The 19,309-nt window shown below is 67.7% G+C and carries 21 protein-coding genes and 2 pseudogenes; 12 read left to right on the forward strand and 11 right to left on the reverse strand.

Annotation, left to right across the window (positions count from 1 at the left end):
* Positions 1–371: nucleoside/nucleotide kinase family protein (locus tag ON20_RS28100; RefSeq protein WP_040840592.1), on the forward strand; the 371-nt coding region annotated here is incomplete at its 5' end.
* On the opposite strand, the gene ON20_RS28105 is transcribed toward ON20_RS28100, so the two are convergent.
* Positions 352–1,230, reverse strand: coding sequence for a PfkB family carbohydrate kinase (locus ON20_RS28105; protein ID WP_040840632.1), 879 nt, complete (start codon positions 1,228–1,230; stop codon positions 352–354). The genes ON20_RS28100 and ON20_RS28105 overlap by 20 nt on opposite strands.
* Before the next feature lie 426 nt (positions 1,231–1,656).
* Here ON20_RS28105 and ON20_RS40055 point away from each other — a divergent pair, with 426 nt between their 5' ends.
* Together ON20_RS40055 and ON20_RS28110 are read left to right on the forward strand one after the other, a co-directional pair.
* Positions 1,657–1,788 carry a hypothetical protein gene (locus tag ON20_RS40055; protein ID WP_281032924.1) on the forward strand — a complete coding sequence of 44 codons (132 nt, stop codon included), beginning with the start codon at positions 1,657–1,659 and terminating at the stop codon, positions 1,786–1,788.
* Positions 1,789–1,891: 103 nt separating this feature from the next.
* Positions 1,892–3,136 carry an acyl-CoA dehydrogenase family protein gene (locus ON20_RS28110; protein WP_040840593.1) on the forward strand — a complete coding sequence of 415 codons (1,245 nt, stop codon included), beginning with the start codon at positions 1,892–1,894 and terminating at the stop codon, positions 3,134–3,136.
* Positions 3,137–3,255: 119 nt separating this feature from the next.
* On the opposite strand, the gene ON20_RS28115 is transcribed toward ON20_RS28110, so the two are convergent.
* From ON20_RS28115 to ON20_RS28130, 5 genes and pseudogenes are all read right to left on the reverse strand, one after another.
* The gene (locus ON20_RS28115; RefSeq protein WP_245547541.1) at positions 3,256–3,909 is read right to left on the reverse strand and encodes a TetR/AcrR family transcriptional regulator; all 654 of its coding nucleotides are present in this window, start codon (positions 3,907–3,909) and stop codon (positions 3,256–3,258) included.
* Positions 3,910–4,058: 149 nt separating this feature from the next.
* On the reverse strand, positions 4,059–4,193 hold the full coding sequence (locus tag ON20_RS40060; RefSeq protein WP_281032925.1) for a hypothetical protein: 135 nt from the start codon (positions 4,191–4,193) through the stop codon (positions 4,059–4,061).
* Positions 4,177–4,737 (reverse strand): MSCRAMM family protein, encoded by a 561-nt coding sequence (locus ON20_RS28120; protein ID WP_040840595.1) that lies wholly within the window; start codon positions 4,735–4,737, stop codon positions 4,177–4,179. The genes ON20_RS40060 and ON20_RS28120 overlap by 17 nt, the downstream gene beginning before the upstream one ends.
* A 357-nt stretch (positions 4,738–5,094) precedes the next feature.
* Positions 5,095–6,507, reverse strand: a pseudogene (locus ON20_RS28125) (MFS transporter); the annotation flags it as partial.
* Between the two features lie 129 nt (positions 6,508–6,636).
* On the reverse strand, positions 6,637–7,344 hold the full coding sequence (locus ON20_RS28130) for a cyclase family protein (protein ID WP_051163526.1): 708 nt from the start codon (positions 7,342–7,344) through the stop codon (positions 6,637–6,639).
* 407 nt (positions 7,345–7,751) lie between these two features.
* Here ON20_RS28130 and ON20_RS28135 point away from each other — a divergent pair, with 407 nt between their 5' ends.
* Both ON20_RS28135 and ON20_RS28140 read left to right on the forward strand, forming a co-directional pair.
* Positions 7,752–8,171 carry a YciI family protein gene (locus ON20_RS28135; protein ID WP_040840599.1) on the forward strand — a complete coding sequence of 140 codons (420 nt, stop codon included), beginning with the start codon at positions 7,752–7,754 and terminating at the stop codon, positions 8,169–8,171.
* Positions 8,172–8,186: 15 nt separating this feature from the next.
* Entirely contained in the window at positions 8,187–9,473 is a 1,287-nt protein-coding gene (locus ON20_RS28140) for an RNA polymerase sigma factor (protein WP_040840601.1), read from the forward strand.
* Positions 9,474–9,535: 62 nt separating this feature from the next.
* On the opposite strand, the gene ON20_RS28145 is transcribed toward ON20_RS28140, so the two are convergent.
* Complete coding sequence (locus ON20_RS28145; protein ID WP_051163528.1) at positions 9,536–10,327, reverse strand: LuxR C-terminal-related transcriptional regulator; 792 nt, start codon at positions 10,325–10,327, stop codon at positions 9,536–9,538.
* A gap of 147 nt (positions 10,328–10,474) precedes the next feature.
* On the opposite strand from ON20_RS28145, the gene ON20_RS28150 reads away from it, so the two are divergent.
* Complete coding sequence (locus ON20_RS28150) at positions 10,475–12,169, forward strand: AMP-binding protein (RefSeq protein WP_218002670.1); 1,695 nt, start codon at positions 10,475–10,477, stop codon at positions 12,167–12,169.
* A 19-nt stretch (positions 12,170–12,188) separates the two neighbouring features.
* Here ON20_RS28150 and ON20_RS28155 read toward each other — a convergent pair whose 3' ends face one another.
* Positions 12,189–12,983: a helix-turn-helix domain-containing protein gene (locus ON20_RS28155; RefSeq protein WP_040840602.1), complete on the reverse strand. Its 795-nt coding sequence runs from the start codon at positions 12,981–12,983 to the stop codon at positions 12,189–12,191.
* Positions 12,984–13,070: 87 nt separating this feature from the next.
* Between ON20_RS28155 and ON20_RS28160 the strand changes: the two genes are divergently transcribed.
* Positions 13,071–13,514 (forward strand): hypothetical protein, encoded by a 444-nt coding sequence (locus ON20_RS28160; protein WP_040840604.1) that lies wholly within the window; start codon positions 13,071–13,073, stop codon positions 13,512–13,514.
* Positions 13,515–13,625: 111 nt separating this feature from the next.
* Positions 13,626–14,543, forward strand: coding sequence for a ribonuclease Z (locus ON20_RS28165; protein ID WP_040840642.1), 918 nt, complete (start codon positions 13,626–13,628; stop codon positions 14,541–14,543).
* Between the two features lie 56 nt (positions 14,544–14,599).
* On the opposite strand, the gene ON20_RS28170 is transcribed toward ON20_RS28165, so the two are convergent.
* Positions 14,600–15,484 (reverse strand): NAD-dependent protein deacetylase, encoded by an 885-nt coding sequence (locus ON20_RS28170; protein ID WP_040840606.1) that lies wholly within the window; start codon positions 15,482–15,484, stop codon positions 14,600–14,602.
* Between the two features lie 229 nt (positions 15,485–15,713).
* On the opposite strand from ON20_RS28170, the gene ON20_RS28175 reads away from it, so the two are divergent.
* Positions 15,714–16,613 carry a P1 family peptidase gene (locus ON20_RS28175; RefSeq protein ID WP_040840608.1) on the forward strand — a complete coding sequence of 300 codons (900 nt, stop codon included), beginning with the start codon at positions 15,714–15,716 and terminating at the stop codon, positions 16,611–16,613.
* Here ON20_RS28175 and ON20_RS28180 read toward each other — a convergent pair.
* Complete coding sequence (locus ON20_RS28180) at positions 16,586–16,957, reverse strand: VOC family protein (protein ID WP_040840611.1); 372 nt, start codon at positions 16,955–16,957, stop codon at positions 16,586–16,588. The two genes, ON20_RS28175 and ON20_RS28180, sit on opposite strands and share 28 nt — an antisense overlap.
* 86 nt (positions 16,958–17,043) lie before the next feature.
* Here ON20_RS28180 and ON20_RS28185 point away from each other — a divergent pair, with 86 nt between their 5' ends.
* Positions 17,044–17,565 (forward strand): MarR family winged helix-turn-helix transcriptional regulator, encoded by a 522-nt coding sequence (locus ON20_RS28185; RefSeq protein ID WP_051163530.1) that lies wholly within the window; start codon positions 17,044–17,046, stop codon positions 17,563–17,565.
* Positions 17,566–17,634: 69 nt separating this feature from the next.
* Here ON20_RS28185 and ON20_RS28190 read toward each other — a convergent pair.
* Positions 17,635–18,058 (reverse strand): annotated as a pseudogene (locus tag ON20_RS28190) (Lrp/AsnC family transcriptional regulator).
* Positions 18,059–18,146: 88 nt separating this feature from the next.
* Between ON20_RS28190 and ON20_RS28195 the strand changes: the two are divergent.
* Together ON20_RS28195 and ON20_RS28200 are read left to right on the forward strand one after the other, a co-directional pair.
* Entirely contained in the window at positions 18,147–18,890 is a 744-nt protein-coding gene (locus tag ON20_RS28195; protein ID WP_051163532.1) for an AzlC family ABC transporter permease, read from the forward strand.
* On the forward strand, positions 18,883–19,209 hold the full coding sequence (locus ON20_RS28200; protein ID WP_040840612.1) for a branched-chain amino acid transporter permease: 327 nt from the start codon (positions 18,883–18,885) through the stop codon (positions 19,207–19,209). Before ON20_RS28195 ends, ON20_RS28200 begins: the two co-directional genes overlap by 8 nt.
* Positions 19,210–19,309: the final 100 nt, after the last annotated feature.

Consider the following 19,309-nt stretch of genomic DNA (forward strand, 5'->3'; position numbering starts at 1 on the left):
CACCGATCGGTGGCAGGGTGCCGTGGCCGGTATACGACCGGACCCTGCACGACCCCGTTCCGGACGCGTTGGTCTTCGACCGACACACCGTCGCGATCGTCGAAGGCAACTACCTGCTTCTCGACCGGCCCGGATGGCGCGAGATCCGCCGACATCTGGACACGGTGTGGTATCTCGACGCCCCCGACTCGCTGATCGAACAGCGCCTGCTGCGCCGGCATCTGGCCGGTGGGAAGACGGTGGAACAGGCTTGCGCGATAATCCGCGACAGCGACCTACCCAACGCCCACCTGATCGCCGGCACCCGCGACCGCGCAGACCTCCTGCTCCGTACCGGCGACGACGGCCGTCTCAGGCGGGCAGCTCGTTGAGGTGCCGCCCCCATTGCCGTGTACCGAACGACCGGCACGACAGGGTCGCGACCGCCGAGGCGCGTTCGAGCGCGTCGACGAAATCGCCGCTGCGCCCGTAGTAGAAGCAGAACGCCCCGTGCAGGATGTCACCGGCGCCGAGGGTGTCGGCATCGGTGACGGGCGCTATCCCGATATCTCCGCGACGGCCGGCACCGGAATACCGGATCGACTCCGCTCCACGGGTGATGGCGATCTGCGCGGGACCGAGCGTGTGCAGATGGTCGAGCAGATCGTCGGTCTCGTCGTATCCGGGAGGGACGAGAGCGGCCGAGCAGATCGCGGTATCGACCAGCGGTAACAGCCGCGCGTGTACGTCCTTCCAACGGCCCGCGTCGAGCACCACCGGAACACCGAGTTCGTTCGCGCGCTGCGCGACGGCCATCGAGAGTTCGGGGAGGTGACCGTCGACGAGCACCATCCCGGCGCCCGCCACATACGCGGTCGACGCGGGGATGGAGGGCGCGTGGATACGCGAGGCGTCGAGTGAGACGATCGTCCGCGACTGCGCGCTGAGCGCGACGACGATGGACGATACCGGTGGCGAGTCGGTGTGTTCCGGTGTGGTGTCGACGACCGTCACGCCGTGGGCACGCAGATCACCGCGCGCGACCTCGGCGAGGTGGTGGCGGCCCAGCGCGGTGAGCAGCGTCGGTGACGCACCGGACAGGATCGCGTAGGCGACCGCGGCATTGCACGCCGGTCCGCCCGCACCCAGAAACTGGTCCACCGCTCGAGTTTTGGTGTCCTCGGCCGGGTACCTGTCCACCGCGTAGGCGATATCCACGGTGGTCAGTCCCACAAACAGCGGCGTGGCCATGGCAGCGTCTCCGGCGGTCACCGGGCGCCGTGCCGGGTGTCGGCCGATCGGGTGATCCATCTCACGAGCACGAGGGACCGGTCGTCGCCCTTCTTTCCCTCCGCGGTTTCCGTCTGCAGCGCCGACATCTACCGACCTCCACTCCGCGGTCGCGAGCCTACGAACACGGCCGGACGGACCGCCTTCCGCCGGAAGGATACCTTCTTCCGCATCCGCCGCTCGTCGGGTGCGACGCGAGCGGCACGGTCCCGTGGCGCACCGGCCGATCTCCCGGACCGCGCGACATAGAGGGTGCGGGCACCATCACCCACCGGTCCGACGCACTGTATTCGAATTCGGCGCCGGACTCGATATCGCTTCCTGTACGCATCCGGCATACCAGTCCTTCTTATTGAATCCGACTTCAAGTTCATCTAGGCTGCTTCCATGCAGACAGCCGACGTGGTCGCCCTCGTCACCAGAGTTGCCTCGGGTAGCGACGCCGACCTCGCACGCGGGACGACCGCCCACGGCCGCCGGTTACGGGGCATCCAGAGCTACCGACGATCACTGCGATGATCCGGGCACGGCCCCACCTCCACCGCCTCCGCGGATACTCGCGTCAACGCAATCCCCAGCAGGCACCCACCGCCACTGTCCTCATCCCGACGATCGGAGTTCCATGGACCTGTTCACCCGGTCCGAACGCGCCCGGCGCTACCAGCGCGATCTCCTCGACTTCATGGACGAGTGCGTGTATCCGGCCGAAGCCGTCTACGCACGGCAGATGGCGGAGTCCGGGAACCCGCATCACCACCCGCAGATCCTCGAGGACCTCCAGGCACAAGCCCGCGACCGGGGGCTGTGGAACCTCTTCCACCCGGACCCGCAATGGGGCGCCGGCCTCAGCAACCTGGAGTACGCCCCGCTGGCCGAGACCATGGGCCGCAGCCACCTCGCGCCTGAGGCCTGCAACTGTTCCGCCCCCGACACCGGCAATATCGAGGTACTGACCCTCTTCGGATCGCAGGAGCACAAACAGCGCTGGCTCGAACCGCTACTGGCCGGAACCATCCGCTCGACCTTCGCCATGACCGAACCGGCCGTCGCCAGTTCCGATGCGACGAATATCGAGATGCGGATGGTGCGCGACGGCGACCACTATGTGCTGAACGGGCGGAAATGGTTCGCCTCCAATGCCTTGCACCCCAATTGCACGGTATTGATCGTCATGGGCAAAACCGATCCGAACGCCCCGAAGCACCGACAGCAATCGATGATGGTGGTGCCCATCGACGCTCCCGGAATCACGGTCATCCGGAATCTGCCGGTCTTCGGCTACGCGGACCGCGAAGGCCACGCGGAAATCGATTTCACCGATGTCCACGTACCGGTCTCCGATGTGCTGAAAGGCGAGGGTGAAGGATTCGCCATAAGCCAGGCCCGACTCGGCCCCGGGCGTATCCACCACTGCATGCGCGCCGTGGGAGCAGCCGAGCGTGCCTTGGAACTCATGTGCCTGCGGGCCGACGAACGAATCACCTTCGGGCAACCGCTCAGCGAGCGCGCCAATATCCAGGACTGGATCGCCGAGGCCCGTATCGCCATCGAGCAGACCCGACTGCTGACGCTCAAGGCCGCCTGGATGATGGACACCGTCGGAAACAAGGCGGCCCGTACGGAAATCGCCGCGATCAAGGTTGCGGCACCGGCCATGGCTTTGCAGATCGTGGACCGCGCCATTCAGGTGTTCGGCGGCGCCGGCGTCACCGACGACTTCCCCTTGGCGATGATGTACGCCCATCTGCGCACGCTGCGGCTCGCGGATGGACCCGACGAGGTGCACAAACGCACCATCGCCTCGACGGAACTCGGCAGGGTCCGCGCCCGAGCGGCCGAGCGGGGGCAGCAGTCACCTCGGGTCTGATATTCCGTGAGGCGGGCAGCGGCGGCCACCGCGATCGCCTGCGCACTCCGGCCGGGTCGGTCACCCGCCACTGCCCGGCCGGGCCCGCCACACCGAATAGGATCGGGGCGAGAAGCCGATCAGGAGGAGGGCTTCAGATCCAAGGCGTTGAACCAGAGCCGGTTCAACGTGTCGACCAGCGTGTCGAAGGGGATCGGCTCGCCGTCGACGAAGACCATATAAGCCATCTTGCTGACCATGCACGACAGCGACAGTGCTGTAACCCGGGGATCCAGTTCGGGATCCACCTCACCGCGCCCCTGCAGTTCCCGAATCAGCGCCGCGTTCCGCTCGCCGAATGCCAGCCCGCGTTCGTATCGCATGACCCGGAACTTCTCGTCGATCTTCGAGACCTGCTCGAGTACGGCCATCAGGCGCGCGTTGCGCTGATACGACAGCAGGTACTCACGGTTGGCCGTCTCGATCAGCCGCCGAGGATCGTCCACCCCGACCTGTCGGCGTACGTGCAGATGCAGCATCTCCTCCCGCACGAGCGCGATGACCTCGGCGAGAATTTCTTCCTTGCTGTCGAAGTAGGTGTAGAACGAACCCGACGCGACCCCCGCGGTTTTCGAGATATCGGTGATCCGGGCATCGAGATAACCGTCGCGCTCGAACACCTCCCGGGCCGCGGCCACCAGTGCGCTCCGCGTCCGCGTGCCCCGCTTGCTCTGTGGAACCACTCGACCGGACCGCTTCTCGGCCACGTCCTGGGCGCTCACTGTCTCGCTCACTGTCGTAGGGCCAGTTGCGAAAAATCGTAACACCGCACCGCCTATATCCCTTCCGACCAGACAGTCCGTGACGGACGGCCGATCCGGGAAGCCGCTCCGGCCGGTGGTACGACACGATCGCACCGAACGGCACCGAACGGGCGGCCCCGTCAGAGATGAGTACCGGACTGGCGCCGCGCCTCCGGGCGAGCACCGAAATCCACGCTGTCGGCGACCGACAGCACGGACGGGCGGTGCCCCAACTCCACATCGATACCCGTGATGTCCTCATCGCGCACCTGCACCTGCGCCGCCTCCGGCCCGTAGCCCGTGGCGATCACCGTATAGGTGCCTTCGTCCAGGTTGGCGAAGGTGTAGACCCCCATCGGGACCGGTCGTCAGGGTGTCCACCACGTCGCCCCGCGCATCGGTCAAGGTGACATGGGCGTCCTCGATCGGCCGGCCGTCGCGGGCCCGCACCACGCCCCGCAGGCGCACCCCCGGTCGCAGCAGCACATCCAGCACAGCGGTGTCCTGCCCGGTCACCCGCACCGGGACGGCGGTGGGGTGAAATCCGAGCGCGCTCACCGCCACCGTGAACTCTCCTTCCGACAACTCCCCCACCTCGAAACGGCCCACGAGGTCGGTCTCCCCGGAGGAGAGCACCTCTCCGCGCAAATCCAGTACCGCGACTCGCGCTCCCGGGACCGGTGAGCCGCTATCGGACCGCGCCACCGTGCCGGTGACACCGGCCATCGCGCCCAGTGTCACATCACAGGTCACCGGACGGCCACCGAGGACCGCGGTCGACGCGTCGGGCCGGCGCCCCTCGGCGGAAGCGATCAGCACATAGGAACCGGGAGTCGGCGCGGCGAGTTCGTAGTACCCGTCGACACGGGACTACGTGCGACCCACCTGACGCCCGGATGTTGAGATCAGGGTCAGCGTCGCGCCCGCCACAGCGACCCCGCGCGTGTCCTGCACCTGTCCGAACACGACCGAACCGACCGGCTGTGCCGCGCCGAGCGGGCCGGCGTCGGTGGCGTACCCGTCCGGTCCGGCGTGCGCGCCGGTCGCCGCGGGGCTCACCGCCGGTGCGGGTGGCGGGCCCGCACTGTTTGCCGCCGAGACGAGCGTGCCGGAATCCGAGCCGCGCTCGCCCACCTGTTCGATCGCGTCGTCGACCGGGATCTCCTCTCCTGCTCGGGCGTCGGCCGCGTCGACGACAGCGCGCCGGACGGGGATGGTGAGCGCGATCAGCGCGGCCGCCGCGGCGACACCGCAGCCGATCAGCAGGCCGACCCGGAAACCGTCCTCGGTCGGAATGGAATGACCCTGCATCGTGGTACTGAGCTCTGCCAGCACCGCGCCGATCACCGCCGCCGCCACCGAGGTGCCGATCGCGCGCATGAGTGTGTTGAAGCTGTTGGCCGCCGCCGTCTCGGAGGCGGGCACCGCACCCATGATCAGCGCGGGCATCGCACCGTAGGCGAAGCCGACACCGATGCTGATGATGACCGTCACCGCCAGCAGACCCCAGGTGGTGCCCATCAAGAACAGCGAGCAACCGTAGCCGGCGGTAATGATGACGGCGCCGGTGACCAGGGTGACCTTGGGCCCACTGCGCGCCGACAATCGAGCTCCTATCGGGGAGATGAGCGTCATCATCAGGCCGCCCGGAGCCATCCACAGCCCCATCTGCACCATCGACCGGCCCAGCCCGTATCCGGTGGCCGCGGGCAGTTGTAGTAGTTGCGGCACGATCAGCGCCTGCGCGTACATGGCCATCCCGATCACGATCGAGGCGGCATTGGTCAGCAGCACCTGCGGCCGGACCGTCACCCGCAGATCGACCAGCGGATCACGGGTACGCAGCTCCCAGCAGACCCACGCCACCAGTGCCACGACCGTCACACCGAACAGGCTCAGGATGGTGGTACCGGTCCATCCCCACGTCGCGCCCTTGGAGACGGCCAGCAGCAGGCATACCAGTGCGATGCCCAGGCCGAGCGCGCCGGGAACGTCGAACCGTCCGCGCGGCCCGTGTTTCGCGGCGTGCGGCACGACCGCGAAGATCAGCAGACCCGAGATCGCGGAAAGGGCCGCGACCCCCCAGAACAGCATTCGCCAGCTGCTGTACTCGACGACGGCCGCCGCCAGCGGCATACCGAGGGCACCACCGATACCCAGCGAAGAACTGATGAGCGCGATACCCGAGCCGAGTCGCCGGGGTGGCAGCAGATCGCGCAGGGCGGCGATACCGACCGGGATGAGACCCACCCCCATCCCCTGCAGTCCGCGTCCGATGATCATCGGCCACAGCGACGACGCCAGGGCACAGACCACCGAACCGATCACCACCGGCACCACCGATCCCACCAGGACCAGGCGTTTTCCGAACATATCGCCCAACCGCCCGGAGACCGGGGTGACGACCGCGCTGACCAGCAGACTCGAGGTCACCACCCAGGCGGCATTCGACGCGTCGGTGTGCAGCAGCTGCGGCAGCTGGCCGAGCAGCGGTACCACCAGGGTCTGCGTCAGCGAGGCCACGATACCGGCGAAGGCCAGGACCGCGAGCAATCCGCCGGAGCGGACGGTGGATTGGGAGGTCTCCACGCACAATCTCCTCAATGTGGCACGGGTGGATCGGTTTGCGTCGTACACATCATATGCATGATGCAAAACAGATCATGGACGAGCACCGCCGCAACGGATCGGCGGCACCTATCCCGGCCTCCGGTCCGTTCAGGGAACCAGGGCGAAAATGGTTGCGGGAGAGCCGGAACCGCCACGGTATATCGGCCCACCGACCAGCACCCACGCCCCGGTGACCGGAAGCGCGGCGAGGTTGGCCAGACATTCGAGACTGATCCGATGCTCGCCGTACAACAGCTTCGACACCGCATATGTATCGTCGACGCCCGGATCGGGGCCGAAGGTATCGATACCGAGCGCCCCACGACGCCCGAGCCGCCCGGTCTCCAACAGCCATTCGACGGCCTCGACCGCGAATCCGGGCATATGACCGGCCGATTCACCACCACCGAGAAACTCCGGGCCGCCCCATTTCCCGTCCCACCCAGTCCAGGCGACCACCGCGGCGCCGTTGGGGATACGGCCGTGCACACTCTCCCATTCCCGCAGGTCGGCCACTGTGATCGCATAGTCACGGTTCCGGCCGCACAGTTCACGCACGTCGATCTTGACCGCGGGCAGCAGCAGATCGTCGAGGTCGAGCTCATCGGCGGCCAAACCGTCGGCGCGGAAATGGATCGGCGCACCCCAATGCGTCCCGGTGTGCTCGCCCTGCCGCACGTATCGCAGGTAATAGCCGTCGGTGGCAATGGTCGTGACGGTCTCGATCCGGAACTCGGGGTCACCAGGATAGAGAGGTGTGGTCCGCGGATCGTGGATATGGGACAGGCTCACCAGCCGGCCGAACGGTGCGTTCATGGGCGTGCACCCTAATCGGCGCAACCGCAAACCCGTTCGCCGCGGCCCACATATGGGCAGTGGACCCGGATGGCGCCGCCGCGCCGACCGCCCGTAAACCACAGGTGTCCGCAATCCAGGACAACCGGAGCCACCGCGGGCCGCCGGCTCCGCGCCGGAGCAGGTACCAAGATCGCGTCCGACCACACCGGCCGGCCACCGACAGCCGGTTCACGGCCGGGCCGACGGACGGGTTACGCCTGATCGGTTTCATCCCCAACCCGTGCCGGTGCCGCTGATCGGATCGCGCCGAACGGGGCCGAGCGAACTCGGAAAAAAATTTTCCGCGGGTCTGTCGATCTACGAGATGCGCCGTTCGACCTATGGGTGAGAGGGTCGCAGGGACCCGGACGAACCAGGAGACACCCATGAAGTACATGCTGATCATGCGCGCCACCGACGAGGCCTACGCGTCCATGGGCGCGGTCGACTTCACCGAGATGCTCGAAACCATGGGCAAGTTCAACGACGAGATGATCCGCGCGGGTGTGCTGCTGGCCACCGAGGGGCTCGAGGACCCCAGTGAGAGTGTGGTCGTCGACTACTCCTCCGAACAGCCCGTGGTTACCGACGGCCCTTACGGCGAAACCAAGGAACTGTTCGGCGGGTTCTACATCCTCAACGTGGCTTCCAAGGAAGAGGCCATCGAATGGGCCAAGCGCATGCCCGCCGCCGGGCCCGGATTCAAGACCGAGATCCGCCGCGTCCCCGCGATCGACGAATTTCCACAGGACAATATTTGGGTCCAGAAGGAACGGGCGTGGCGCGAAGCCACCGGTCAGCTCTGAACGGAGCGACCGACCATGGCCGACCACACCGGCCGTGAGGCCGTCGCCGCTGTCTGGCGGATCGAATCGGCACGGATCGTCGGCGCGCTCGCGCGCTACACCGGCGATTTCGCCTTGGCCGAGGATCTCGCCCAGGAGGCGCTGGCCGAAGCACTCGTGACCTGGCCCCGTGAGGGCACGCCCCGCAACCCCGCAGGTTGGTTGCTCACCGTCGGACGGCGGCGCGCGATCGACGCGTTCCGCCGACGTTCGGCCCTCGACGATCGGTACGCCGCCCTCGCCCAGAACCTGGGCGAGGGCGGCGCCCTGTCCGGAAACGAACCGGCCGACCCGACGCGCGAGACCGAGGATGTGCTCTGGGATCCGGACCGAATCGACGACGACGTCTTGGCCCTCATGTTCATCGCCTGCCACACCGTGCTGTCGCGGGAGGCACGGGTAGCGCTCACCCTCCGGGTGATCGGCGGTCTGACCAGCGACGAAATCGCCCGGCTGTTCCTCGTTCCCACGGCCACCGTGCAGGCCCGGATCACCCGGGCGAAGAAAACCCTCGCCGCGGCCCGGGTACCCTTCGAGGTGCCGCCGGTGGCGGACCGTCCCGCCCGGCTCGGCTCGGTGCTCAATGTGGTCTACGTGATCTTCACCGAGGGATCCACCGCAAGCTCCGGTTCCGACCTGATCCGATTCGACCTCACGGGTGAGGCCCAGCGCCTGGCCCGCGTCCTGGCCCGGTTGGTGCCGAACGAACCCGAAACACACGGCCTGTTGGCGCTGCTCGAGCTCACCGCGGCCCGCTTCCCCGCCCGCACCGGAACCGACGGCGAACCGATCCTGCTGGAACACCAGGATCGCCGCCGCTGGGATCGCTCCGCGATCCGCCGGGGCCGCGCCGCCCTGGCCCGCGCGGGACAGGTGGGTCGGGGGCTCGGCGCCTACGGTCTGCAGGCCGCCATCGCCGAATGTCACGCCGTGGCACCCTCGGTCGAGGAGACGAACTGGGAGCGCATCGTCCTGCTCTACGAGGCCCTCGGCCGGCTCACGCCGTCACCGGTGGTCGACCTCAATCGCGCGGTGGCGGTGTCCATGGCCCAGGGACCGGCCGCCGCGCTGCCGATCGTGGACGAACTGGCCACCGGTACAGCGCTGTCGAACTCGCACCTGCTCCCGAGCGTGCGCGGAGAACTGCTCACCCGCCTGGGCCGGTCCGCCGAGGCACGCACCGAACTCGAACGGGCGGTTCGGCTGTGCGGTAACGAGCGCGAACGGACGGTGTTGCGACGCAAAATCGCCGCCCTCGGATGATCACATCCGAGACACGACCCGCCGCCGACACGCGACCGTGGGCCCGGACGGCCCTGCGCCGGTTACAGCAGTCCCGCCAACCGTGCCGCGTGGACAGCCGCCGTGCGGTTGTGGACGGCGAGTTTACGCATCGCGCTGCGCAGATACGTTTTGACCGTTTGTGGGCTGAGCCCGAGCCGGGCGGCGATTTCCACATTGGACGCGCCCACGGCGACGAGCCGCAACGTCTCGACCTCACGGGGCGCGAGCGTCGTCTCGCCCGCCGCGGCGCTGTGTTCGCCGCCGAGCCGTCGGTGGATGCGGTTCAGGCGGGTCCGCAACACCGGGTCGTCGGTTTCGCGGATAATGGCGGCGAGTTCGGCCAGCGGATCGGCGGGCTCCGGGTCCGGATGGAGCTTGTCCTCGATATCGTGTCGGAGTTGGTCGGCGACGATCTCCGCGGTGCGCAGCGCGCGATCGCCGATGGGCCGGTGGTCGCGGACCGCTCCATAGAGCACGGCACGGACCCTGCCGCGCACCGTGACCGGTACGGCGAAGACCGAGGTGAGTCGTTCCTGCTGGACCACAATGGGGTCGTATTCATGGGTGATATCGGCGGTACGGGCATAGTCGTCGACACGGCGGGGCATCCGGTCGCGGAGCACGCCGCCACCCAGGCCGGTTCCGATCCGCACCTGTAGGCCACCCAACCCGGTTCCGTAGGTACCGACCAGCCGGCTGATCACGAGTCGGTGCGCACCGGAAGACGTCGCGCCGCCGAACACGACGGGCATACCGCTCAGCTTGGCGAGCCGGTGCAATCGCTCGGGTAGCAGGCGATCGACCCACGTCCCCACCGCCACATCATCGTCCATACATACTCCCGAGCCTCGTGCCGGTGCGGTCCATGGTCGCAGATACCGGGTGTGGCTCGATACCCGCTACCCCCGTGAGTGGGTATCGGACGGGACCGGTGCCGGCGCACGCTCGAGGTGACAGTGTCGTCGGGAGATCAGGGAGACATCGTGGACGTGACCGGCGCGTACCGGACGAGTCGAGACCAGTTGCTGGCATTGCGCGGCGACCACGCGCGCGCGGTCGCCGAATTCCAGTGGCCGGAACTGGGCGAACGGTTCAACTGGGCCGTGGACTGGTTCGACGCGATCGGCCGGGGCAACGACCGGCCGGCATTGGCGATCGTCGAGGAGGACGGTTCCGCGTGCCGGCGCAGTTTCGCGGAGATGGCCATCGCCTCCGACCGACTCGCCGCCTGGCTGGCGGCGCGGGGTGTGCGCCGCGGGGACCCGGTGATCCTCATGCTGGGCAACCAGGTCGAGCTGTGGGAATCAATGCTGGCGATCATGAAGCTCGGCGCGGTGATCATGCCGACCACCACCGCTGTCGGCCCGGCAGATCTGGTCGACCGGATCACCCGTGGGCAGGTACGGCATGTCATCTGCAATGCCGCCGACACCGGTAAGTTCGCGGAAGTTCCCGGTGACTACGGCCGCATCAGTGTGGGCCCGGCCGCGGGGTGGGCGGATCTGCGGGAGGCGGCATCCGTCGCCGCCGGCCCGGCGCCGCATCCCGGTACCGCACCGGGCGACCCGCTGCTGTACTACTTCACCTCCGGTACGACGTCACGCCCGAAGCTGGTGGAGCATACCCAGGTTTCCTACCCGGTCGGCCACCTGACCACCATGTATTTCCTCGGACTGCGTCCGGGAGACGTGCACCTGAACATCTCCTCGCCCGGCTGGGCCAAGCACGCCTGGTCGTGTCTGTTCGCGCCGTGGATCGCCGAAGCCACCATCCTGGTCTGCAACTACCGCCGATTCGACGCGGCGACACTGCTCGAGCGGTTGCGGGAATGGGAGGTTTCCACATTCTGTGCCCCGCCGACGGTGTGGCGAATGCTGATCAACGCCGATCTCGGGCAGCGGCCGCCGGCGTTACGGGAAGCGGTGGGGGCGGGTGAACCGCTGAATCCCGAGGTGATCGAACAGGTCCGGCGCGCCTGGGGGTTGACGATCCGCGATGGGTTCGGACAGACCGAGACCACCGCGCAGGTCGGCAATACGCCCGGTTCCGAGGTCCGCGCCGGGTCGATGGGCCGCGCGCTGCCCGGTGTGCCGGTCGTACTGGTCGATCCCGTCACCAGGGAGCCGGTCACCGGCCCCGGCGAGGGCGAGATCTGCCTCGACCTCGCGCGGCGACCGCTTCCGCTGATGACCGGCTACCGCGGCGACCCGGAACGCAATGCCGCCGCGACGGCCGGCGGCTTCTACCACACCGGCGACGTCGCCAGTATCGATTCCGACGGCTACATCACCTATATCGGCCGTACCGACGATGTCTTCAAGGCCAGCGACTATAAGATCAGCCCGTTCGAGCTCGAGTCGGTGCTCATCGAGCATCCCGCCGTGGCCGAGGCGGCCGTTGTCCCCGCACCCGATCCCGTACGGCTGGCGGTACCCAAGGCCTATATCGCGCTCGCTCCCGGCCATGAACCCGACAAGAACACGGCGGCGTCGATTCTGCGGTACGCGCGGGAACATCTCGCTCCCTATCAGCGCGTGCGCCGCCTCGAATTCTTCGAGCTGCCCAAGACCATCTCCGGAAAGATCCGCCGCGTCGAGCTCCGCGCCCGCGAGAACGCCGGCGACGGCCAGGCGACCGAATGGCGCGACGAACAATTCCCCGAACTCCGGAGCTGAGGAACCATCCGCCCGGTGCCTATCGGCGGTTGTGTGCTCGGTCGCGCAAAATCCGCGCCGTCTGTTCATCACCCGGCAGAAACGCCTCGAGGTGCAGTTCGGCGAGGGTGATATCGACCGCCGTGGTGAACGAGGTGATCGTGGTGATCAGCCGCAGCTCACCCGCAGGGCCGCGTAGTCGCAGCGGCACAGCGAAGCCGAGATGATCCGAGCCGAGTTCGGCGGGCGGCAGGTAGCTTTCGAGTTCGGCAACCAGATCGTCCAAGGCCGGGTCCGGGCTGCGCACGGCCCGGACCCGCAGCCCCTCGGTGATATGCCGCCCCCATTCCGGCAGGTTCACCACCCGAGGCGCGAGCCCTTCAGGGTGCAATGCCAACCGCAGCACATTGATCGGCGGCTCCAGCAACCACGGCGCCACACCCTCGGTGATCACCGCGAAAGCGGCGTTGGCGGTCAGCAGGACACCGTAGGGCCGGACGACGACCGCCGGATACGGCAGGTGACCGTCGAGGACGGTGTCCAGCGCGGCGCGCACCGGCGCCAGTTCCGCTGTATCGAAACCCGATTCGGGAAACACGGGAGCGTATCCGGCGGCGAGCAGCAGTCGGTTGCGTTCCCGCAGAGAAAGCTCGAGCGATTCGGCCAATCGCGCCACCATCGCACGTCCCGGCCGGGACCGGCCCTGTTCCAGGAAGCTGAGATGCCGCTGCGTGGTATCGGCTCGGAGGGCGAGATCGAGCTGACTCACCCGACGCAGGATCCGCCAATGTTTCAGCTCCCGGGCGAGCCCCGTAGGCTCCACTGCCATTGTCATCCGGGCAGTATCCGGCCGCGGATATCGTCTCCGCCATTCCCTGCGGGGAATCGCTCCCGCGCACTCCGCCGGCCACACTCTCCTCCCATGAGCAGATACCTCGATGAACAGGCACTGGCGCGTATGGCCGAACAGTACATCGCGCTGTGGAATGAGCCCGATGCGCAGGCCCGGCGCAAACGAATACGGGAACTGTGGGCGGTGGACAGCGCGCAGGTGCTGGTCAATGCGCCGCAGGGAATGCGGGAGGCATTGACGAGCCTGGCCGTACCGATCCCCTCGGTGGAGGTGCGGGGACACGACGCGCTGGAGCGGCGGGTAACGGCGGCCTACGAGTTGTTCGTCGCGCCCGGTGAACACCGGTTCGCGCCGGACGGTCCGGCCGTCCGGTTGACCGATAACCTGGTCGGTCTCGCCTGGCTGATGGGGGCCGTGGACGATGGATCGGTTGTGGGCGGCGGGTACGACGTCGTCGTCCTGGACGCCGAGGGCCGCATCCGCTGGGACCATCAATATGTCGGCATCTCGTGACCCTCCGTTCGGCGAGCGGACGGTGATATCCGGGGCGGTTCCGTAAACCGGCTAAGCTCGCCCCATGCCGGCCACCGAGGACGGATATCGCACCGCAGCGGAGGCGTGCTGATGTCGCAGCGCGAGCTCGTCGTCCTGGGCACCGCGAGTCAGGTCCCCACAAGACAGCGAAACCACAATGGCTACCTACTGCGGTGGGGTGGTGAGGGCGTTCTGTTCGACCCGGGCGAGGGCATCCAGCGTCAGATGACGTTCGCCGGTCTGGCCGCGAGCGATATCACTCGGATCGCCCTCACCCACTTCCACGGCGACCACTGTCTCGGACTGCCCGGAATCGTGCAGCGCGTCAACCTGGATCGTGTCGCCCACCCGGTGGACATCTACTATCCGGCGTCCGGTCAGATGTACTTCGACCGATTGTGCGAGGCCACCCCCTACCACCGGACCGTGGCGCTGCGCCCACGTCCGGTGACCGGTCCCGGCCCGCTGGACGCGCCCGCCGCACCGTTCGGGATCGAGGCGGTACCGCTCTCGCATCCCATCGATACCTTCGGCTACCGCCTCACCGAGCCCGCCGGCCACCGGATGATGCCGCATCGACTCGACGCCCTTGGCGTGCGCGGGCCGCGGATCGGCGAACTCCAGCGGCACGGATCGGTCCGAGTAGACGGGCGCACGGTCACTCTTGACGAGGTCAGCGAACCGCGGCGCGGCCAGAGCTTCGCATTCGCCATGGACACCCGGATATGCCCCGGCCTGCCGGCATTGGCGTCCGGTGTCGACCTGCTCGTCATCGAGGCCACCTTCCTCGACGCCGACGCCCATCTCGCCGAGGAGTACGGCCATCTCACCGCGGGGCAGGCCGCCCGCATCGCCGCCGAGGCCGGGGTGGGCACCCTCGTGCTCACGCATTTCTCCCAGCGCTACCGCACCCTCGAAGCCCACCATGCCGAGGCCGTCCGATACTTCTCGGGCCCCCTCGTCATTGCCGAGGACCTGGACCGTATCCCCTTCCCGCCCCGCCCCTGACACACGTTCTCCACGAATTAGGGCCGACCGGCAGGCGAACCTACCGCCGCGGAGGTTCACGAACAGGATGTTCGAACGCGGACCGCGGCGCGCTCCCGCGTCTGGATCCTGTCCGCGAGCTCGGCGAGCACCTGTGAACATCCGGCGTCCAGCCGGAGAGTGGCCAGACCGTCACCCCGGGTGGGACCTCGGTTCACGATCGCCACCGCACTGCCGTTGCGGGCCGCGCGGCGAACGAACCGCAGCCCGGACATGACGGTGAGCGAGGAGCCCGCGACAAGTAGCGCCTGTGCCGAGTCGACAAGTTCGAACGCCGCCGCGACCCGCTCCTTGGGGACGTTCTCGCCGAAGTAGACGATATCGGGTTTGAGCATGCCACCACAGCGATCGCAGTCCACCATGCGAAAACTGTCGGTATCGGCGACCACGGCGTCAGCGTCGGGCGCGACCTCGATGCCGGTGGCGAGCGCCGCCGTCGCGAAACCCGGGTTCGCCCCCTCCAACCGCTCGGCCAGCGTCATCCGGGAGATCAATGCCGAACAGTCGAGGCAGCGCACCCGAGCGTAGGTGCCGTGCAGGTCGATCACCCGACGGCTGCCTGCCTTGGTGTGCAGCAGATCCACGTTCTGGGTGATCACCCCGGCGACGAGTCCGGACCGCTCCAGGCGCGCCAGGGCGTGATGCCCCGGATTCGGGCGGGTAGCGTCCATCCGGCGCCAGCCGATATGGTTACGCGCCCAGTAGCGTTGCCGGAAGGCCGGGTCGCCGATGAACTGCTGGAAGGTCATGGGGTTGCGCGGTGGGGAGTCGGGACCCCGGTAGTCGGGAATACCGCTGTCGGTGGACACTCCGGCCCCGGTGAGCACCACGACCTGTTTGCCTTCGACCAACTCGACCAACCTGTCGACGGGGTTGTCGCGCTGTAGCGCCGTATCCGCCATTCTCCGAGCGTACGCGGGAGCCTCGACACAAGATGTCGTCCGCCCCACCCGACCGGCACATTGGCGCGCGAGCATATCCGGGCGGATTCCTCGCGATGGTGGCCTCCGAGGCGGGCAACGCGCCGAGGCGGCGGAACTCCACGGTGCGGACCCGGCCGGTCCGGCGTGGCGGAGAGTCCCCCCTACCACGAGAATGACGAGGCACCCACGGCGCGAAGGGAGTTGGTCGATGATCGCGGTACCCGGAGTCCGCATCGGTCACTGGACCGACGAGGTCGGCGAGACCGGATGCACGGTGGTGACGTTCCCGGAGGGCACGGTTGCCTCCTGCGAGATCCGTGGCGGAGCGCCCGCAACCCGCGAGCTGGATGCGCTGTCTCCCGAGAAGGCGGTCGTATCGGTGGACGCGGCGGTCCTGACCGGTGGTTCGGCGTTCGGCCTGGCATCCGCTGACGGTGTGATGCGCTACTTGGAAGAGCAGGGCCGCGGCGTGCCCACCCCGGCCGGGAGGGTTCCGATCGTCCCCACGTTGGCGGTGTTCGATCTGGGTGCGGGCGATCCCACGGCCCGGCCCACCGCCGACAGCGGCTATGCCGCCGCGCGGGCCACCACCGGCGACCAGATCCTCACCGGCCGTATCGGCGCCGGCACCGGCGTGTACACGGCGCACTGGCGAGGTCCGGCCGGCCGGCGCCCCGGCGGTATCGGCTACGCGCAGCGACAGCTGGGCGATGTGGTGGTGGCCGCGATCTGCGTGGTGAACGCCTTCGGCGATATCGACGACGGCACCGCCGAGATCTCCCTGGACGCGGTTGCGCAACTCGCCGACCCGTTCCGCTTCGACAGCGCGCGGGCGCACACCACGATCGGCGTCGTCGCCACCAATGCCCGCCTCGACAAGACGGGCTGCCGAATCGTCGCGCAGGGCGCGCACGATGGCCTGGCCCGGGCACTGACACCGCCGCACACCCGGTTCGACGGTGACGGGTTCATCGCCGCCGCCACCGGGCAGGTACCCACTCATGTCGACGCGGTCCGGCTCATGGCCTTGGCCACCGTCACCGACTCCATCCGCTCCCTCGCGAACCGAATCGACAGGGATCAGGGGACGGCTGTGAACAGCTCGTAGCTGTGGCCGTCGGGGTCGCGAACATAGACTCCCCGTCCTTCCGCGAGGTGGTTGATCTGCCGATCCCACCCGTTTTCCGGACCGGAACCGTAGTCGACGGCGGGCCACGCCGACAGGCGGTGCAACACCGCGTCGAACGTGGCGTCGTCGACGAGAAAGGCATAGTGCCCCGGTTCGACGCGCCCCCGATCGTCGAAATCGAGGGTCAGATCGTCGTTGACCACGACCGGCACGAACGGCCCGACCGCGGCGGCGACCGACAACCCCATCAGCTCGGCGAAGAACCTCGCCGAGGCCTGTTTGTCGGTCGCCGCCACGGTCGTGTGATTCAGAACGATGGACATCGCGAACCTCCTACTCATCGGACAGAACAGTCCCATTGCATGCGATACGCATATAAATATATGTGCGCAATGCATACAATGTCGAGATGGGCAGCAGCTATATCCAAAACTCCGAGACCGTGATCCGCCCCACCGTCACGGACCCCACCGCCGACGGCGGACCGGCACTGTTCCGCTTGGTCCGGTTCTGGTCCCGCCGCTGGACCAATCAGGCATACACCCGAACCTCCGCCGAACCGGATGCGGACATGCGCCGGACCCAGTACATCCAGGTCCTCGAAGCCGCCGCCACCGGGTCACGGACCGGCGACGAAGTCACCGTCACCACCATCGCCGATCAACTCGGCCTCGACCACTCCGGCGCCAGCCGCATGGTCCGTGACACGCTCGCGGCGGGCCTTCTCGTCCGAATCGACTCCGCCCACGACCGCCGACGAGTGGTCCTGCGGCTCACCGACTACGGTCGACGCCTACTCACCGAGGCCCACGACTGGCAGCGTCGATGCTTCGATGAACTCACCGCCACCTGGCCCGAACACGACCGCCGCCAATTCGCTATGTATCTCCATCGCCTCGCCGACGAAACGACTGCCGGGCTCCGAGAATGAACGCGCCACCAGGCGCCGGGTGGGCATAGCAGCGCTGGCCGGCGTGAGCGGTTCATGCGGACGTCCCGGCTACTCGATGGTCTTCATGGTGAAACGTGAGATATCGCGTTGAACCCTGGGAACGGTCCTGACATGTCGACTGAGGAAGGTTTCGTAGGCGTTCAGCTCGGCGACAGCGACACGGATGAAGTAGTCGGGCGTGCCGAACAGGCGCCGCAACTCCCTGACCTCGTCTAACCGGATCATGGTGTCCTCGAAGCATTCGACCGTCCGGGCGTCCTGGCTTTCCAGGGTGACCTCGGGCAGCACCTCGAACGCCCTCCCGAGCGACTCGGGATCTATGACGGCACGGTAGCCGCGAATCACCCCCGTCCGCCTCCAATCGCTGAACGCGCCGAAGACACGGGCCCGGCGTAAGCCCGACGCGACCGGCCAGTTCGACGTTCGTGAGACGACCGTCCCGCTCCAACTCCGCAATAATTGCCCTGTCCAATGAACCTACACATAAATATTGCGCACTCGGTGCCTATGCGCGCAATATTCGCAACCAAACGCCTCGTTCTATACGGGACGATGGAAGCGTGCCCGATCTTGTTCTCGACCCTGTCCGATCTACGCATGAGGAGCGTTTCGACCGTGCGGCCGCGGGTGTGCGGGATTCGTTCTCGGCAGGTCTGGGAATCTTTCCGCTCGGCATCGCCTTGGGTCTACTGATCGTGCAGGCCGGGTTGCCGTGGTGGCTGACGCCCGCACTGTCGCTGACGGTCTTCGCCGGCTCGCTGGAACTGCTGCTGGTCGGCATGATCGCTGCCGCCACCCCGCTCGCCGCGGTCGCACTGACGGTGTTCGTCGTGAACTTTCGGCACGTGTTCTACGCGTTCTCCTTTCCGCTGCACCTGGTACGCAATCGCCTGGCACGCGCCTACAGCGTGTACGCCATGATCGATGAGGCGTACGCGGTATCGGCGTCGCTTCCGAAGTCCGAACGGTCCGCCACTCGACTGCTGACGATGCAGATCGCCTGTCAGACCTACGGGGTCGTCGGGGGGCTGGTCGGCGTCGCAGTCGCCACGGCACTACCGGGCCCGGTCGAGGGCCTCGAGTTCGCGCTGTGTGCACTGTTCACGACGCTCACCCTCGACGCGTTCCACTCCCGCCGCGAAATTCCCTCGGTACTCTGCGCGGGCGCGAGTGTGGCGTTCGCGCTCGTCACCGCCCCCGAGGCCGCCCTGTTCGTCGCGCTGCCGACCTTCGTCGCCCTACTGCTCCTCCGCTACCTCGTCACTGTTCGCCGAGATCGTTCCGAGGGAGACCCCGATGCCTGACATCGGCTACCTCCTGGCGGTCCTGCTGATCGCATTCGCGATCACACTGACGCTGCGTGCAGTCCCCTTCGCCGTGCTGCACCGCGTCGGCGGCTCCCCCCTGGCACGGGCATTGTCGTCATGGATGCCCGTGGGCATCCTCGCCATCCTCGCTGCCACATCCCTACGGGACGCCGCCACCACCGGATCCGGTTCCGTTTTGCCTGCGACCATCGCCGTGGTCGTCACAGCGGCGGTGCATCTGGCGAGCGGCCGCCGCACCCTCGTCAGCATCGCGCTCGGTACCGCCGTCTACATCGCGCTGCTCAACCTCTTCTGAACCGAACAGGCCGAACCGGCGGCCGGCAGCCATACGCAAGACCGCCACAGCACCGCCGTCGCGAAGCCGCCTGGCCGAGCCGGCCCACCACGGACCGAAC

This window comes from Nocardia brevicatena NBRC 12119 (assembly GCF_000308495.1).
GTDB lineage: Bacteria > Actinomycetota > Actinomycetes > Mycobacteriales > Mycobacteriaceae > Nocardia > Nocardia brevicatena.